Below are 16,869 nucleotides of genomic sequence, written 5' to 3' on the forward strand. Positions count from 1 at the left end.
TTCGCTACTCGACCGTCGGAGGTCGCGCTCAGCGCACCTGTCGCACCGCGAACTGCATGCGCGGGTGGGCGTAGAACTCCTGCGACTCGACGAGCTGCAGCTCGCGCTCGCCCGACTCGTGGGTGCGGGTGAGCAGGTCGAACACGCTCGAGGTCGTGCGTGCGAGGGCTTCGGCCGCGTCGCCCGTGGCACGGTAGTGCGCCGTGAAGAGGGCGGCGGTGACATCCCCCGAGCCGTTCGCCTTCATCGGCAGGCGCGGGGTCTGCACGATCCAGGCGCCGTGCTCGTCGACGGCGAGCATCTCGATCGTGCCCTCCTCGCGCTCGGGGCGCTCGACGCTCGTCACGAGCACCGTGCTCGGGCCGCCGGTGCGGGCGAGATCGACCGAGGCGAGCGTCGACTCGAGCGTGTCGGGTTCGGTTCCCGTCAGATAGCCGAGCTCGAACTGGTTCGGCGTGATGAGGTCGGCTGCGGGCACCACTCGCTCGCGCAGCAGCACGGGGATGGCGGGGGCCACGAAGCATCCGGACTTCGCGTTGCCCATGACGGGGTCGCACGCGTAGATCGCGGTGGGATTCGCGGACTTGACCTTCGCGACGGCCTCGAGGATGACGTCGGCGATGCCCTCGCCGCCCTGGTAGCCCGAGAGCACGACGTCGATCTCGCCGAGCACTCCGCGGTCCTCGATGCCGGCGATCACCTCGCGCACGTCGTCGGGGGCGATGTGCGGTCCGCGCCATGCGCCGTAGCCGGTGTGGTTCGAGAAGTTGACCGTGTACACGGGCAGCACCTCGACGCCGATGCGCTGAAGGGGGAAGACGGCGGCGGAGTTGCCGACGTGGCCGTACGCCACCGCCGACTGGATCGAGAGAATCTTCACCGATCGATCATCGCACTTCGCTCGCGCGCGGCGCGCACCGCGCGCACCGAGGCGCCGAGGTCGGCGACCAATCGCCGCTGCTCGGCGTCGTCGAGTTCGTGCACGGTGAGCCGCAGGCGCTCGGATGCCCCGTGGTCGCCCAGTGCGAACTCGTCACCCGGTCGAACGAGCCATCCGCGTCGCATGAGCTGTTCGGAGACCGCGCGCGCCGGCGCCTCGAGGGGGACCCAGACGTTGAGCCCGTCGCCGGGAGCGGTGGGCAGCCCCTCGGCGGTGAGCAATGCTGCGAACGCGGCGTTGCGGGTCGCGTAGTGCTCACCCGCGGCGCGAATGCCGGCCGCCACTTCCGGGTCGGTCGCGAGGGCGTGGACGAGCCGTTGCAGCAGGTGGCTCACCCAGGTCGTGCCGGGCGTGAGTCGCATCGCGAGGCGGTCGGCGGTCTCGGGGTCGGAGGCGGTGACGGCGAGGCACATGTCGGGCCCGAGGAATTTCGAGACCGAGCGCACGAGCGCCCACCGTCGGTGTTCGGCGCCGATGAGCGAGTGGTGCGGCTGCCGCGAGAGGAGCGAGTAGTGGTCGTCCTCGATGACGAGCACATAGGGATGCTCCGCGAGCACCGCTCGCAGCGCGGCCGCCCGGCCGGCGGTGAGACTCGCGCCGGTCGGGTTCTGCGCCCGCGGGGTGCAGATGACGGCGCGCACCCCCTGCGCGAGGGCGGCGCGGAGCCCCGCGACGGTCATGCCCTCCTCGTCGACGGGCACGGGAACCGGGCGGTAGCCGGCGACGCGCACCGTGTGGATGCTCGTGAGGAAGCACGGGTCCTCGAGGGCGACGGCGTCGTCGCGGGTGAGGGCCTGCGCGAGCAGTCGCTCGACGGCGTCGGCCGCTCCGCTCGTCACCGTGAGGCGCAGGGGAGTGCCCTCGGGCAGGTCGGCGCTCATCCACGCGCGCGCGGAGCGTTCGAGGTCGGGGTCGATGACGGGTTCGCCGTAGAGGACGGGGCGGCGCGCGATGCTCGCCAGGACGCCCGACGGATCGGGGATGAACGAGGCGTCGGGGTTTCCGGTGCCGAGGTCGCGCAACGCCGTGTCGGCGGCGAATCCCTCCTGCGCGACCGCCGCGGTGCCCGCGACACGGGTGCCACCGCGGCCGAGGGTGACGACGATTCCGGCGTTCGTGAGCAGCCGATATGCCGAGACGGCGGTGTTGCGGTTGACGCCCAGCTGTTCGGCCAGCGCGCGGACGGGCGGGAGCGCGTCGCCCTGGCGCAGCGCGCCGCGCTCGATGAGCGTGCGCAGGCTCTCGGCGATCTCGGCCGCCGAGCGGCCCTCGATGTCGATGATCTCGGCACCGTCCTTCCTCGTGTCTTCGACCATGCTATCTTTTGGCCTAGGACAAACATCTCTATTGTCCGGATCGTTGCGCAACGTCCCAGCGCCCTCCGAGAGGATTCCTTGTGACCGTACCCGAGACGGGCTCGAGCCGCGTGAAGCGCGGCCTGGCCGAGATGCTGAAGGGCGGCGTCATCATGGACGTCGTCACGCCCGAACAGGCCCGCATCGCCGAGGACGCCGGCGCCGTCGCCGTGATGGCGCTCGAGCGGGTTCCCGCCGACATCCGCTCGCAGGGCGGCGTCGCCCGCATGAGCGACCCCGACCTCATCGACGCGATCATCGCCGAGGTGTCGATCCCCGTCATGGCGAAGGCGCGCATCGGCCACTTCGTCGAGGCGCAGGTGCTGCAGGCGCTCGACGTCGACTACATCGACGAGTCCGAGGTGCTCTCGCCGGCCGACTACGTCAACCACATCGACAAGTGGTCGTTCAACACCCCCTTCGTCTGCGGCGCGACGAACCTGGGCGAGGCGCTCCGGCGCATCAACGAGGGTGCGGCGATGATCCGTTCGAAGGGCGAGGCCGGCACCGGCGACGTCTCCGAGGCGACGAAGCACATCCGCAAGATCTCCTCCGAGATCAACCAGCTGAAGTCGATGACCCGCGACGAGCTCTACGTCGCCGCGAAAGAGCTGCAGGCCCCCTACGAGCTCGTGCTCGAGGTCGCCGAGACCGGCAAACTCCCCGTCGTGCTCTTCGTCGCGGGCGGCGTGGCCACCCCGGCCGATGCCGCGATGATGATGCAGCTCGGCGCCGACGGCGTCTTCGTGGGCTCGGGCATCTTCAAGTCGGGCAACCCAGAGGCCCGCGCGGCGGCCGTCGTCAAGGCGACGACCTTCTACGACGACCCCGCGGTCATCGCCGACGTCTCGCGCGGCCTCGGCGAGGCCATGGTGGGCATCAACGTCGCCGACCTCGCGGCGCCGCACCGCCTGGCCGAGCGCGGCTGGTGACGACCACCCTCCGCGAGGAGTCCGTCGGCGCGGGGGAGCGGGCTGCGTCCGGCCCCCGCGTCGGCGTCCTCGCCCTGCAGGGCGACTTCCGCGAGCACGCCCACGTGCTCGCCGGTCTCGGCGCCGAGGTCTCGCTCGTGCGCCGGCCCACGGAGCTCGCGGCCGTCGACGGGCTCGTCATCCCGGGCGGCGAGTCGAGCGTGATCGACAAGCTCTCGCGCACCTTCGGGCTCGCCGGCCCCCTTCGGGAGGCGATCGCGGGGGGCCTGCCCGTCTACGGCACCTGCGCCGGACTGATCATGCTCGCCGACACGCTGCTCGACGCGATCGCCGGGCAGCAGTCGCTCGGCGGGCTCGACGTCGTCGTGCGCCGCAACGCCTTCGGCTCGCAGAACCAGTCGTTCGAGACCGAGCTCGACGTGCCGGCACTCGGCGTCGCGCCGGTGCGCGCCGTGTTCATCCGCGGGCCGGTCGTCGAGTCGGTGGGGCCGGATGCCACGGTGCTGGCCTCGCTCGCCGACGGGCGTGTCGTCGCCGTCGAGCAGGGGAACCTCCTCGGCACCAGCTTCCACCCCGAGATCACGGGCGAGCACCGCTTCCACGAGTACTTCCTGTCGAAGGTGCGCGCTCGCGCCCGCAGCTGAGCACTCGATACCAGAGGCGCGTCCCGCGAAATGGGGGCCTCCGCTCAGTGCGAGCACCGATTCCGCCGGCCTCCCGGTGGATCTACGGTCTCAGGATGACCAAGCGACTGCCGAGCACCGGCGTCGACGGCCGAGCCGTTGACGAAGCCGGTTGCGACACCGCCGACATCCTTCTCGTGCATCGCATCTTCCGATGGGGTTTTCGCGAGATGCCCGTCCTCGTGCGGGCCGTGCCCGCCGGCGATCTCGAGCGGGCCGAGACCGTCGCCGCAGCCGTGGAGCTCATCGACAAGGCCCTGCACATCCACCACGAGGGCGAAGACCGGTTCATCTGGGACAAGCTCGAGCGGCGCGAGCCGGGCTGCGCGCTGCACGTCGACGTCATGAAGGCGCAGCACGCGCAGGTCGCCGAACTGCTCGACGTCGCCGACGCGCTCCTCGCCGACTGGCGTACGACGGCCGATTCCGCCGTGGGTGAACGACTCGCCGACGCCCTCGACGCGATCGGCACGACCCTCGGTGTGCATCTCGGGCGGGAGGAGGCCGACATCGTGCCGATCGTCGCTAGAGTGTTCACCCAGGCAGAATGGGACGAGATCGGCGAGCACGCCCGCGGCGCGTTCCCGAAGGAGACGATGCCCGTGCAGATGGGGCTCATGCTCGACGCGATGCCGGCCGGCGAGCGAGACCAGTGGCTGCACGAGAACCTGCCGTTGCCCATCCGGGCGCTCTGGTCGCTCCTCATGCGCCGCAAGTACACGGCATGGCAGCGGTCGCTCTTCCCGGAGGGCATGCCTGCGCTCGTCTGAGCGTCGGCGGTCGGGGCATCCACCTCTCGCATGTCGGCGGACCGCGCTACGCTCGCGCCCATGACCGAATGGACCGCCCTGCTCCGCGGGGTCAACGTCGGCGGCGTGACGATCAGGTCCGCCGAACTCGCGGCGCTCTTCCGAGAGCTCGACTTCGACGGGGTTCGAACGGTGCTCGCGAGCGGCAACGTCGTCTTCGCGAGCGACGACGGCGCTGCGGAGGCCCCGGTGCTGAAATCGCGGGTCGAACGCGCGCTCTCCGACCGCTTCGGGTACGAGGCGTGGGTGGTGCTCGTCACTCGCGCCGAGCTCGAGCGGGCCGTCGAGGCGTTCCCGTTCGACGCCGCCGACGAGTCCCGGCAGCCGTGGGTGATCTTCGGCTCGTCGGGCGAGGTGCTCGACGAGCTCCTCGCCTCGGCCCGTGAACTCGACCTCGACGACGCGGTCGATCCGATCGCGCGCGGCGAGGGTGTCGTGTACTGGAACCCCGTGAAGGGCACGACGGTCGACACGCCGTTCGCGAAGCTACTCGCGAAAGCGCAGTACAGACCCACCACCACCAACCGCAACCTCCGCACCTTGGTCAAGGTGCTCGGGTAGCAGATCGGGCACGAGGCATCCGGCCGACACCCGAGCGCGGTCGTCGCGCTCGTCTAGAATGGGCTCTCGGCGGGCGGACCCGTCGAGAAGCGGATACAGGAGAGTCATGTCCGGGCATTCCAAGTGGGCGACGACCAAGCACAAGAAGGCGATCATCGATTCGCGCCGTGCGAAGTCGTTCGCGAAGCTCATCAAGAACATCGAGGTCGCGGCCAAGCTCGGCGGCGCCGACCTGAACGGCAACCCGACCCTGTACGACGCGGTGCAGAAGGCCAAGAAGACCTCGGTTCCGAACGACAACATCGAGCGCGCGATCAAGCGCGGCGCCGGCATCGGCGGCGAGGCCGTCGAGTACCTCAGCATCACGTACGAGGCGTACGGCCCGTCGGGTGTGGCCCTCATGGTCGAGGTGCTCACCGACAACAAGAACCGCGCCGCCGCAGAGGTCCGCACTGGGCTGAACCGCAACGGCGGCACGCTCGCCGACCCGGGGTCGGTGGCGTACAACTTCACCCGGAAGGGCGTCATCGTCGTCTCGGGCGAGGGCACGACCGAAGACGACGTCATGATGGCCGCCCTCGAGGCCGGCGCCGAAGAGATCGAACCGCACGCGCAGGGCTTCGAGGTCGTCACCGACCCGTCCGACATGGTCGAGGTTCGCAAGGCGCTGCAGGAGGCCGGGCTCGACTACGAGTCGGCCGACATCGAGTTCGTGCCGAACCTGAAGGTCGAGATCGACGCCGAGACGGCCCGCAAGGTGTTCCGCCTCATCGATGCGCTCGAAGACTCCGACGACGTGCAGAACGTCTACAGCAACTTCGACCTCACCCCCGAGGTGCAGGCCGAGCTCGAAGCGGAGTAGGCCGATCGCCGTGCGGGTGCTCGGCATCGACCCCGGGCTCACCCGCTGCGGCGTCGGCGTGGTCGACGTCTCGCCGAACCGCACGGCGAAGCTCGTCGACGTCGTCGTGCTGCGTTCGCCGGCCGACGCGCCCATCGAGCGGCGACTCGCCAGGATCGCCGACGGGCTCGAGGCGATCTTCGACGAGCACCGCCCGCAGGCGGTCGCGCTCGAGCGGGTGTTCGCCCGATCCGATGTGTCGACGATCATGGGCACGGCGCAGATCTCGGGCGTCGCAATGCTCATCGCCGCGCGCCGCGAACTGCCCGTCGCGCTGCACACGCCGTCCGAGGTGAAGGCCGCCATCACCGGGTACGGGCGCGCAGACAAGAAGCAGGTCGGGGCGATGGTCGCGCGCATCCTCGGGCTCGAGTCGGTGCCGAAACCCGCCGACGCCGCCGACGCGCTCGCGCTCGCGATCTGCCACGCGTGGCGCACCGGTGGCGTCGCCGGCACCGCGATCCGTGAGGCGGCGGACGGCGGCGCGCCCGGCGCGACACCGTCGTCGGACGCCTCGGGCCTCACACCCGCGCAGCGGGCATGGCTCGCCGCGGAGCGCTCCGCGGCGGTGTCGGGGGCGGCCCGTAGGCTGAAGGAGTGATCTCCTCCCTCCGCGGGCGCGTCCTCGCCGCAGCCGGCAGCTCCGTCGTCATCGACGTCGGCGGCGTCGGCTTCCAGGTCAACACCACCCCCGCGCTCGTCCTCGCGAGCCGTGAGGGCCACGAGCTGGCGGTGCACACCTCGCTCATCGTGCGCGAAGACTCGCTCACGGTCTTCGGCTTCGCGACCCGCGACGAGCTCGAGGTGTTCGAGTTGTTGATCGGCGTCACCGGGGTCGGGCCGAAGTCGGCACTCGGCGTGCTCTCCTCGCTCTCACCCGAGCAGGTCGCCGAGGCGGTGCACCGCGACGACGACACCGTGTTCCGCAAGGTCAGCGGCATCGGTCCGAAGACTGCCAAGCTCATCACCGTCTCGCTCGCGGGCAAGCTCGCGCCGCCCGCGGTGCGCAGCACCGTCACTCCCATCGCCTCGGGCGGCGTCGCCGACAGCGTGCTCGCGGCGCTCACCGGCCTCGGGTGGTCCGAGCGGGTCGCCGCCGAGGCCCTCGACGAGACGCTCGCCGGTGCCGGCGAGGTCGAGTCCGCCTCGGTGCCGACGATGCTGCGGCTGACGCTCGCCCGGCTCGGGCCCGCGCAGCAGGGCGGGAGGGTCCGGTGAACTTCGCCGACGACCCGACCGACCCCGAGCTCGCCTCTGAAGCCGAGCTGGCGTTCGAGGGAGCGCTCCGCCCCCGCAGCCTCGCGGAGTTCGTGGGGCAGACACGCGTGCGCGGCCAGCTGCAGCTCCTCCTCACCGCTGCGACCATCCAGCAGCGCACGCCCGATCACATCCTGCTCGCCGGGCCCCCCGGTCTCGGCAAGACGACGCTCGCGATGATCGTCGCCCACGAGGGCGGGCGTCCGCTGCGCATGTCGAGCGGGCCGGCGATCCAGCACGCCGGCGATCTCGCTGCGATCCTCTCCTCGCTCGTGCCGGGCGAGGTGCTCTTCATCGACGAGATCCACCGCATGGCGCGCTCGGCTGAAGAGATGCTCTACCTCGCCATGGAGGACTTCCGCATCGACATCATGGTCGGCAAGGGCGCCGGGGCCACCTCGGTGCCGCTCGACCTCGCCCCCTTCACCCTCGTGGGTGCGACGACGCGCGCAGGCCTCCTGCCGAACCCGCTCCGCGACCGATTCGGCTTCACCGCGCATCTCGAGTTCTATGCCGAGTCAGAGCTCGAGCAGGTGCTCGCGCGCGCGGCCGTGATGCTCGGCCTCGACACCGACGGGGCAGCGCTGGCCGAGATCGCGGGTCGATGCCGCGGCACGCCGCGCATCGCCAACCGGCTGCTGCGGCGCGTGCGCGACTACGCGCTCGTGCACTCGGGCCGCGCCGATCTCGGGGCCGTCCGCGCTGCCCTCGAGCTCTACGACGTCGACCCCCTCGGGCTCGACCGGCTCGACCGCGCCGTGATGGAGACGATCCTCACCCGGTTCGGCGGCGGCCCGGTCGGGCTGAACACGCTCGCCGTCTCCGTCGGAGAAGAGGCGGAGACGATCGAGGCGGTCGTCGAGCCGTTCCTCGTGCGCATCGGGCTCATCACGCGCACCCCGCGCGGGCGCGTCGCGACGCCCGCAGCGTGGCGCCACTTCGGCCTCGCCGAAGGTGCCCCCGACGCCGCAGCGGCGCTTCCGATCGATGACCTATAATCCATTGAGGCTCGTCCCTCAACGCCACTGACTTCGTGCGCCTCGCGCACACCGGAAGGTATCTCCCTCTCATGACGTTCGACCCGTTCACTCTCATCATGCTCGCCGTGCTCGCGGTGCTGATCTTCTTCATGTTCCGCAACTCGCGCAAGCGTCAGGCCGAGGCCAAAGAACTGCAGTCGAAGGTCCAGGTGGGCGCGAAGGTGATGACCAACTTCGGCGTCTTCGGCACCATCCTCTCGATGGACGAAGAGGAGAACCAGGTGCTCCTCGAGACCTCGCCCGGCACCGTCCTGACCGTGCACCGCCAGACCGTCGCGCGCGTCGTCGAGCCGGTCGACGCAGTCGAAGAGTCGCCGGCAGCGGTCGAGGGCGAGCCCGAGTTCGGTGAGCGCGTCACCGACGCCGCCGACGAGGCTCCGACCACCGACGAGACGCCCGACACCAAGAAGTCGGACGACTAAGACTCACCCCCGAGGCTCGGCCCGCGCGATGCCGCGCGGGCTCCTGCAGAGAAAGCAGAACACGTGGCTGCACCATCGAAGCGGTCATCCCGGCCGACGCCCGTCCGCAAGGCATGGCGTTCCCTCACCTGGCTGGGTGTCATCATCGCGCTCCTGTTCGGTATCAACGCGGCCGGGGTGATCTGGGGCGAAGGCTCCTGGACCCCGAAACTCGCGCTCGACCTCGAGGGCGGGACGCAGATCGTGCTCGCCCCGAAGGTCGAGTCCGGTGCCGACGTCTCGCAGGAGCAGCTCGACCAGGCGGTGTCGATCATCCGCCAGCGCGTCGACGCCTCCGGCGTGGCCGAAGCCGAGATCAACACCGAGGGTGACAACGTCGTCGTCCGCATCCCGGGCGAGCTCGACGATCAGACCCGCGCCCGCATCGAGCAGTCCGCGAAGCTCGAACTGCGTGCGGTCCTCCTCGCCGATGCAGCGACGAACCAGACGATCGATCCGAGCGCGAGCCCGTCGCCGAGCGACGCTCCCGAAGAGGAGCTCGAGTCGACGCCGACCGCGGTGCCGACCGACGGCAGCGACCCGGCATGGGTCACCCCGGCGCTCCAGGCCGAATTCGACTCGTACGACTGCTCGGCGCTCGACGAGACGACCGAGGTCGCCCCGGCCGACGAGCCGCTCGTGACCTGCGACGTGACCCGCACCGCGAAGTACCTGCTCGGGCCGGTCGAGGCGAGCGGCGAGAACATCGTCGACGCGACCAACGGCATGGTGCAGACCCAGACCGGCGCGTCCACCGGGCAGTGGGCGGTGAACATCGTCTTCGACGACAAGGGCACCGAGGAGTTCGCGAAGGTCTCGACGCGCCTCTTCGGACTGCAGGGGCAGACCCCGCGCGACCAGTTCGCGTTCGTGCTCGACGGCCAGGTGCTCACGGCGCCCGCCATGAACGGCGCGATCACCGACGGTCGTCCGCAGATCACCGGCGACTTCTCGCAGGAGAGCTCGAAGGCCCTCGCCGATCAGTTGAAGTTCGGTGCGCTGCCGCTCAGCTTCACGGTGCAGTCGTCCGATTCGATCTCGGCGACCCTCGGTAGCTCGCAACTGCAGTCGGGTCTGCTCGCAGGCCTCATCGGCCTCATCCTCGTCGTGATCTACACGTTGTTCCAGTACCGGGCACTCGGCTCGGTCACGATCGCGTCGCTCGTCATCGCGGCGATCATCACGTATCTCATGATCACGATCCTTTCGTGGCGCGAGGGCTACCGCCTCTCGCTCGCCGGTATCGCCGGCCTCATCGTCGCGATCGGATTCACGGCGGACTCGTTCATCATCTACTTCGAACGTGTTCGAGACGAGCTGCGCGACGGGCGCCCGCTGGTGGGGGCGGTCGAGGCCGGCTGGAAGCGCGCCTTCCGGACGGTGCTCGCCTCGAAGGCCACGAACCTGCTCGCGGCGATCGTGCTGTTCATCCTCGCGGTCGGCAGCGTGAAGGGCTTCGCGTACACCCTCGGTCTCACCACGATCATCGACGTGGTGGTCGTGATCCTGTTCACCCACCCGATGCTGCAGCTGCTCGCACAGACCCGTTTCTTCTCCAGCGGCAACCCGTGGTCGGGTCTCGACCCGAACGCGCTCGGTGCCGTGTACCGGGGTCGCGCCGAGTTCCGGAAGCCCACCGCCGAGGTGGCGGGCAAGAAGGCGGGCTCGAGCGCCAGGGAGGCTCAGCGGCGCCAGACGATCGCCGAGCGCAAGGCCGCGGCGATCGGCGCCGGCGATACCTCGAACGAAGGGAAGGAGTCCTGATGGCGAACCGTCTGACCACCTTCGGCAATGACCTCTACACCGGCAAGCGCTCGTTCAACTTCGTCGGCGGGCGCAAGAAGTGGTACGTGGTCATCGGCGCCATCCTCCTGCTCTCGGTGGTCGTTCCCCTCTTCACCGGGGTGAACTTCAGCATCGAGTTCCGGGGCGGCTCGCAGTTCCAGATCACGGGCGTGCAGGATGCCACGCCCGAGCCCGGCATCGAGGCCGTCGCCTCGGTCGTGCCCGAAGCGACCACCAAGGTCACGATCGTCGGTGAAGACGGCGTCCGCGTGCAGACCGACCAGCTCACGCAGCCCGAGTCGCTCGAGGTGCGCGGTGCGCTCGCCGAGGCGTACGACGTTCCCGAATCCGAGGTCGCGGCATCGTTCATCGGTCCGACCTGGGGCGCCGACGTCACCCGTCAAGCCGTCATCGGCCTGATCGCCTTCGTGCTTCTGGCCGCGATCATCATGGCGCTGTACTTCCGCACGTGGAAGATGTCGGCCGCGGCGATCATCGCGCTCATGGTCGACCTCGTCGTCACGAGCGGACTCTACGCCGCGGTCGGCTTCGAGATCAGCCCCGCCGCGATGATCGGCATCCTCACGATCCTCAGCTATTCGCTCTACGACACGGTGGTGGTCTTCGACAAGATCCGTGAGAACACCGCTGAAGACGGCGAGCAGTCGCGCCGCACCTTCGCCGAATCGGTGAACCTCGCCGTGAACCAGACTCTCGTGCGATCCATCAACACGAGCGTGGTGGCAGCCCTTCCGGTCGCGGCGATCCTCTTCATCGGTGCCGGTGTGCTCGGTGCCGACACGCTCCGAGACATCTCGCTGGCACTGCTCATCGGCATCCTCGTCGGCACCTGGTCGACGGTGTTCCTCGCGGCTCCGCTGTACTCGCAGCTGCGCGAGCGGGAGCCGTCGATCCGCCGGCACGACCAGAAGGTGCTGAAAGAGCGCGAGCTCGCCGGCGCATCGGCGTCAGCAGAGGCGCTGCCGACCGCATGACGTTCGCCCCCGGCGTGCATCGCCGTGCACGCCTCACCCTCCGGAGCGGTGATAATTGAGTTCTGGAGGTGAGGCGTGACGGAGACCGGGGTCAATTCGACGGCTTCGCTGCGCCGCCTGGTGCCGCGCATCTTCTCGAAGGCGCAGCCTTCGGGTGCGGTCGACACGCTCCTGCGCACGGTCCGGATGCACCATCCGAAGGCCGACCTCGCGTTGGTCGAGCGTGCGTACACTGTCGCCGAACGGGCGCACGAGGGTCAGCAGCGCAAGAGCGGCGAGCCGTACATCACCCATCCGATCGCGGTGGCTCAGATCCTCGCCGATCTCGGGATCGGATCGAAGACCGTCGCGGCGGCGCTGCTGCACGACACGGTCGAAGACACGGCGTACACGCTCGATGAGGTGCGCGCCGACTTCGGCGACGAGATCGCGATGCTCGTCGACGGCGTCACGAAGCTCGACAAGGTCAAGTACGGCGACTCCACCCAGGCCGAAACCGTTCGCAAGATGATCGTCGCGATGTCGAAAGACATCCGGGTGCTGATCATCAAGCTCGCCGACCGCCTCCACAACGCGAGAACGTGGGGCTTCGTGCCGGCAGCCTCCGCGAGCCGCAAGGCGACCGAGACGCTCGAGATCTACGCCCCGCTCGCGCACCGACTGGGTATCCAGGCGATCAAGTGGGAGCTCGAAGACCTCTCCTTCGCGGTGCTCTACCCGAAGCTCTACGCGGAGATCGAGAGCCTCGTGAAGCAACGCACGCCGCAGCGCGAGGAGTTCGTGCAGAACGTCATCGACCTCGTGAACGACGACCTCAAGGCCGCGAAGATCCGCGGCAAGGTCGTGGGCCGGCCGAAGCAGTACTACTCGATCTATCAGAAGATGATCGTCAGAGGGCGCGACTTCGACGAGATCTACGACCTCGTCGGCATCCGGGTGCTCGTGAACTCGGTCCGCGACTGCTACGCCGTGCTCGGTGCGATCCACGCCAGGTGGACGCCGTTGCCCGGCCGCTTCAAGGACTACATCGCCACGCCGAAGTTCAACCTCTATCAGTCGCTGCACACGACGGTGCTCGGGCCGAAGGGCCGCGCGGTCGAGCTTCAGATCCGCACCCACGACATGCATCAGCGGGCCGAGTACGGTGTCGCCGCGCACTGGAAGTACAAGGAGCAGACGACCGGCAAGTCGTCGGGCGGCCCTGCGATGCAGAGCGAGACCGACATGGCCTGGCTCGCCCACATCTCCGACTGGCAGGCCGAGACGGCCGACCCGGGGGAGTTCCTCGACTCGCTCCGCTTCGAGATCGGCGCGAAGGAGGTCTACGTCTTCACCCCGAAGGGGCGGGTCATCGGCCTGCCCGCTGGGGCGACCCCCGTCGACTTCGCGTACGCCGTGCACACCGAGGTCGGGCACCGCACGATGGGCGCGAAGGTGAACGGCCGGCTCGTGCCGCTCGAGAGCGAGCTGTCCAGCGGTGACGTGGTCGAGGTGTTCACCTCGAAGAACCCCGACTCCGGTCCGAGCAAAGACTGGCTCAACTTCGTCAAGAGCCCCCGCGCGCGCAACAAGATCCGTCAATGGTTCACGAAGGAACGCCGCGACGAGGCGATCGAGCAGGGCCGCGATTCGATCGCGCGCGCGATGCGCAAACAGAACCTGCCCCTTCAGAAGCTCATGAGCCAGGAGTCGTTCGCAGAGGTCGCTGCCCTCCTGCGCTACGACGACGTGTCGTCGCTGTACGCCGCGGTGGGCGAGGGGCACGTCTCGACGCAGTCGGTGCTCGAGAAGGTCGTCGCGCTGGTTCGGGACGTCGATGACGTCGACGAGCCCGATATGCCGCTCCCGACCCGAACGCGTCCCCTGCCGCGGACCGCGGAGTCGGGTGTGCTCGTTCGTGGTGCGCCCGACATCCTCGTGAAGCTGGCGCGCTGCTGCACCCCGGTGCCCGGTGATGAGATCGTCGGGTTCGTCACCCGCGGTGCCGGGGTCTCGGTGCACCAGGCGAACTGCCACAACGTGCAGTCGCTCCTGCGTGAGCCCGAGCGGATGATCGATGTCGAGTGGGCGCCGAGCTCCAAGAGCGTGTTCCTCGTCCAGATTCAGATCGAGGCGCTCGACCGGGCCGGCTTGCTCTCCGACGTGACGCGGGTGCTCTCCGAACATCACGTCAACATCCTCTCGGCGAATGTCTCGACCTCGACCGACCGCCTGGCCCTCAGCCGCTTCGTCTTCGAGATGGGCGATACGACCCATCTCGACCGCGTGCTGAATGCGGTGCGGCGAATCGATGCCGTCTACGACGTCTACCGGGTCAGCGACGGTTGAACCGGCGCAGAAGACTGCGGCCGGGCCGCGGCTGAGCCTGCCGTCGGCGTGCCGTCGGTCTTCGCGGCCGTCGTCCGCGCGAACCTGGTGCGGGCCAGCTCGAGGTGCGGCAGGCGATGCGCCGTCGCGAATCGCATGCGCACCGCCTCGCCCAGGCCGGGGTGCACCTCGAGGAGTCGTGCAACGACGAGTTCGGCGAACGAGTCGTCGAGTGCGGCGTCGCGGAGGAGATCGAAGACGGTGCGCGACAGCGTCGTGCACCGGGCGGGACCGAGTTCGAGAACGTCGGCGGCGTCGATGACGACCTCGCGCACGTTCGTGCGCGGACCCGCGACGACGGCGACGCGCTCGTTGAGCGGTACGCAGAACTGGGCGATGCGCGGAGCGACGTCAAGGGCGCCGTGCACCCACGCCGCCGAAAGTCGCTCGATGATGAGCCGACGCGGCACACGCAGCGCGACCGCCGCGGCCCTGACACTCGGCAGGTCGGGCTCGTCGACCGGTGCCCAGCCCTCGTCGACGATGTAGAGCTCACCGTCGATGCGGGCGGCGCAGAGCTCGGCGAGTGGGAGGTCGTCGGTGCCGAGCACCGGTGGGAGTCGTGCCATCACCCCATGCTGAGGCATCCCGATGACCGCACGAGCGGGAGGCGGGATTCTGTGGAGAATCCCGCCTCCCGCTCAGCTGCGGAGGAGACGACGGATCAGCCCCCGACGGCTTTGAGCCAGGCGCGACGCGCGTCGAGTGCCTCGCGTGCGGCGGCGGCGGCCTTCGTGTCACCGGCGGCCTCGGCGGCCGCGACCTCTGCCTCGAGCTTCTCGATCGCCTCGTTGAGCTGGCCGAGCATGCCCTCAGAGCGGGCCTTCTTCTCGGGGTCCTCACGCTGCCAGCGCTCGTCCTCGAGGGAGCGGACGTGGTTCTCGACCTTGCGAAGTCGGTCTTCGACCGGGCGAACCTGGTCGCGGGGGACCTTGCCGATCTCGTCCCACTTGCGCTGCACGCGGTTCAGCGCGGCGCGGGCCTGCTTCGGGTCGGTCTCCGCGAGCAGCGCCTCGGCCTCGGCGAGCAGCACGAGCTTCTCGTCGAGGTTCGCGCGGTACTCCTCGTCGTCCTTCGCGTCGATCTCGGCCTTCGCGTTGAAGAGCACATCGCCCGCGGCCTTGAACTTCGCCCAGAGCTGGTCGTCGAGCTTCTTGCCGGCGCGACCCGCCTGCTTCCACTCGTCGAGGAGGTTGCGGTAGTCGCCGACCGCGTCGGCGCCGCGCGGAGCGAGCGCCTCGGCGCGCTCGATGAGCCGCTGCTTGCGGGTACGCACGTCGCGGTGGGCGGCGTCGAGCTCGGCGAAGAACGCCTTCCGGTGCTGCTCGATCGTGGAGCGCGCGGCGCGGAACCGCTTCCACAGATCGTTGGCGTCGTTCTTCGGCAGCCGGGGACCGTCTTGCTGGTGGCGCTGCCAGTTCGCGAAGAGGGCGTCGAGCTCGGCGGTCGCCTGCTTCCACTGCGTCTTCGCGGGGTCCTGCGCGGCAAGCGCCTCGGCCTGCTCGACGATCGCGGTGCGCTCGACGATGGCGCCGGCGAGCGCCGCCTTCGCTTCGGCCTGCTGCTGCTCGGTGAGCTCCTTCGTGGTGCCCGAGAGCGCCTCGAGGCGACGCGAGAGCGACTCGAGGTCGCCGACCGCGTGCGCAGCGGCGACCGAGGCGGTGAGCGTCGAGACGGCTTTCGCGACGTCGGCGGCGGGGGCGCCGCGACGCACCCGCTGCTCGAGCAGGCCCACCTGGCCGGCGAGATCGGCGTACTTGCGCTCGAAGTAGGCGAGCGCCTCTTCAGGCGTCGCGTCGGGGTACTGACCGACCTCCCGCTCGCCGTCGCTCGTGCGAACGAAGACGGTGCCCGTCTCGTCGACGCGGCCCCACGGTTGCTGATCTGATTCGGTCACGGCCTCACCCTTTGTAGGTCGGATGCCGCCGGGCGGCGGCGATGATGCGTCAAGCCTATGGCACCGCTCGGCACCGCCGCCGTGCTCACTCGATCGTGAAGCCGGTGATCGTCGTGGGCACGGTCGGCGCGCCGTCGGTCGCTCCGCCCTCGGGCCCGGCATCCGTGATGCCTGCACGCAGTTCGTCGAGTCCGCTCGTGACCGTGCCGATGACCGTGTAGCCGCCCGCGGCGTCGGCCGGAAGCGTGGTGTCTTCGTAGACGATGAAGAACTGGCTGCCCTGGCTGTAGGCGTTGCCCGACTGGCGGGCCATGGCGATGGTTCCGGCGGGGTAGACGCCGTCTGCGGGCGCGTTCTCGACGGGGCCGTAGCTGTAGTCGGGGCCACCGGAGCCGTCGCCGGCGGGGTCGCCGCACTGCAGCACCCAGATCGCGTCCTTCGTCAGGCGGTGGCAGGAGACGCCGTCGTAGAAGCCCGACTGGATCAGGCTGATCTCGCTCGAGACCGCCTGCGGCGCGGCGGCGCCGTCGAGCTCGATCCCGAGGGGGATGTCGTTGAGGGTCAGCGTGCCCGTCCAGGTGCGGCCCTCGGCGAGTTCGGGGCTCGGTACGTCGCCCTGGTTCTCGCCGGCGGCTTCGGTCGGAGCGGGGGTCTCGCTCGCGACCGGCTCGGGCGTGCCCGGGCCGCCGTTGAAGAAGAAGAGCTGTGCGCCGATCGCGAGGGCGAGCACGACGACCAGCGCGAGGACTGCGATCAGGTTGTCGCGGCTGCGCCGCCGCTGCTTTCCGGCGTGGACCTCTTGCCGTGCCTGGTAGGTGCGCAGACGCGCGCGCTCTTCGCGCGCCTGTCGGTCGTTCGATGCCACGCGTGCTCCTTCTCCGGAATC

At 69.6% G+C, this 16,869-nt stretch carries 17 protein-coding genes; 12 read left to right on the forward strand and 5 right to left on the reverse strand.

Translation table 11 applies throughout. The features are described 5' to 3' along the window. Window positions 1–28 precede the first annotated feature (28 nt). Window positions 29–880, reverse strand: coding sequence for a pyridoxal kinase PdxY (gene pdxY / locus H516_RS0101550; RefSeq protein WP_022887967.1), 852 nt, complete (start codon window positions 878–880; stop codon window positions 29–31). Continuing rightward, the gene (locus tag H516_RS0101555) at window positions 877–2,256 is read right to left on the reverse strand and encodes an aminotransferase class I/II-fold pyridoxal phosphate-dependent enzyme (protein ID WP_022887968.1); all 1,380 of its coding nucleotides are present in this window, start codon (window positions 2,254–2,256) and stop codon (window positions 877–879) included. The genes pdxY and H516_RS0101555 overlap by 4 nt, the downstream gene beginning before the upstream one ends. 80 nt (window positions 2,257–2,336) lie before the next feature. Between H516_RS0101555 and pdxS the strand changes: the two genes are divergently transcribed. The 12 genes from pdxS (at window position 2,337) to H516_RS0101615 (ending at window position 14,047) form a co-directional block, all read left to right on the forward strand. Beyond that, window positions 2,337–3,227 carry a pyridoxal 5'-phosphate synthase lyase subunit PdxS gene (gene pdxS / locus H516_RS22465; RefSeq protein WP_022887969.1) on the forward strand — a complete coding sequence of 297 codons (891 nt, stop codon included), beginning with the start codon at window positions 2,337–2,339 and terminating at the stop codon, window positions 3,225–3,227. Continuing rightward, a complete protein-coding gene (gene pdxT / locus H516_RS22470) occupies window positions 3,224–3,871 on the forward strand; it encodes a pyridoxal 5'-phosphate synthase glutaminase subunit PdxT (RefSeq protein WP_022887970.1) in 648 nt (215 codons plus the stop codon). Before pdxS ends, pdxT begins: the two co-directional genes overlap by 4 nt. A 95-nt stretch (window positions 3,872–3,966) precedes the next feature. After that, window positions 3,967–4,680 (forward strand): hemerythrin domain-containing protein, encoded by a 714-nt coding sequence (locus H516_RS0101570; RefSeq protein ID WP_022887971.1) that lies wholly within the window; start codon window positions 3,967–3,969, stop codon window positions 4,678–4,680. A 60-nt stretch (window positions 4,681–4,740) separates the two neighbouring features. Beyond that, entirely contained in the window at window positions 4,741–5,280 is a 540-nt protein-coding gene (locus H516_RS0101575) for a DUF1697 domain-containing protein (protein ID WP_022887972.1), read from the forward strand. Window positions 5,281–5,386: 106 nt separating this feature from the next. Beyond that, window positions 5,387–6,142, forward strand: a complete 756-nt coding sequence (locus tag H516_RS0101580) for a YebC/PmpR family DNA-binding transcriptional regulator (protein ID WP_022887973.1) — start codon at window positions 5,387–5,389, stop codon at window positions 6,140–6,142. A 10-nt stretch (window positions 6,143–6,152) separates the two neighbouring features. After that, window positions 6,153–6,782, forward strand: coding sequence for a crossover junction endodeoxyribonuclease RuvC (gene ruvC, locus H516_RS0101585; RefSeq protein WP_022887974.1), 630 nt, complete (start codon window positions 6,153–6,155; stop codon window positions 6,780–6,782). Next, a complete protein-coding gene (ruvA, locus tag H516_RS0101590; protein WP_022887975.1) occupies window positions 6,779–7,399 on the forward strand; it encodes a Holliday junction branch migration protein RuvA in 621 nt (206 codons plus the stop codon). Before ruvC ends, ruvA begins: the two co-directional genes overlap by 4 nt. Next, the gene (gene ruvB, locus H516_RS0101595; protein ID WP_022887976.1) at window positions 7,396–8,436 is read left to right on the forward strand and encodes a Holliday junction branch migration DNA helicase RuvB; all 1,041 of its coding nucleotides are present in this window, start codon (window positions 7,396–7,398) and stop codon (window positions 8,434–8,436) included. Before ruvA ends, ruvB begins: the two co-directional genes overlap by 4 nt. Window positions 8,437–8,507: 71 nt before the next feature. Beyond that, the gene (gene yajC, locus H516_RS0101600; protein WP_026378295.1) at window positions 8,508–8,900 is read left to right on the forward strand and encodes a preprotein translocase subunit YajC; all 393 of its coding nucleotides are present in this window, start codon (window positions 8,508–8,510) and stop codon (window positions 8,898–8,900) included. 63 nt (window positions 8,901–8,963) lie between these two features. Further along, entirely contained in the window at window positions 8,964–10,703 is a 1,740-nt protein-coding gene (gene secD, locus H516_RS0101605; RefSeq protein WP_026378296.1) for a protein translocase subunit SecD, read from the forward strand. Next, window positions 10,703–11,719 (forward strand): protein translocase subunit SecF, encoded by a 1,017-nt coding sequence (gene secF, locus H516_RS0101610; RefSeq protein ID WP_022887977.1) that lies wholly within the window; start codon window positions 10,703–10,705, stop codon window positions 11,717–11,719. Before secD ends, secF begins: the two co-directional genes overlap by 1 nt. Window positions 11,720–11,794: 75 nt before the next feature. Then, window positions 11,795–14,047, forward strand: a complete 2,253-nt coding sequence (locus H516_RS0101615; protein WP_022887978.1) for a RelA/SpoT family protein — start codon at window positions 11,795–11,797, stop codon at window positions 14,045–14,047. On the opposite strand, the gene H516_RS21070 is transcribed toward H516_RS0101615, so the two are convergent. The 3 genes from H516_RS21070 to H516_RS0101630 all read right to left on the reverse strand — a co-directional run bounded on the left by H516_RS21070 (window position 14,026) and on the right by H516_RS0101630 (window position 16,848). Beyond that, window positions 14,026–14,655 (reverse strand): hypothetical protein, encoded by a 630-nt coding sequence (locus tag H516_RS21070; RefSeq protein ID WP_022887979.1) that lies wholly within the window; start codon window positions 14,653–14,655, stop codon window positions 14,026–14,028. The two genes, H516_RS0101615 and H516_RS21070, sit on opposite strands and share 22 nt — an antisense overlap. Window positions 14,656–14,750: 95 nt before the next feature. Next, on the reverse strand, window positions 14,751–15,983 hold the full coding sequence (locus H516_RS0101625; RefSeq protein WP_022887980.1) for a DUF349 domain-containing protein: 1,233 nt from the start codon (window positions 15,981–15,983) through the stop codon (window positions 14,751–14,753). 85 nt (window positions 15,984–16,068) lie between these two features. Further along, on the reverse strand, window positions 16,069–16,848 hold the full coding sequence (locus H516_RS0101630; RefSeq protein WP_022887981.1) for a peptidylprolyl isomerase: 780 nt from the start codon (window positions 16,846–16,848) through the stop codon (window positions 16,069–16,071). Between the last annotated feature and the right edge of the window lie 21 nt (window positions 16,849–16,869).

Source organism: Agromyces italicus DSM 16388 (genome assembly GCF_000421545.1).
GTDB classification, from domain to species: Bacteria; Actinomycetota; Actinomycetes; order Actinomycetales; family Microbacteriaceae; genus Agromyces; species Agromyces italicus.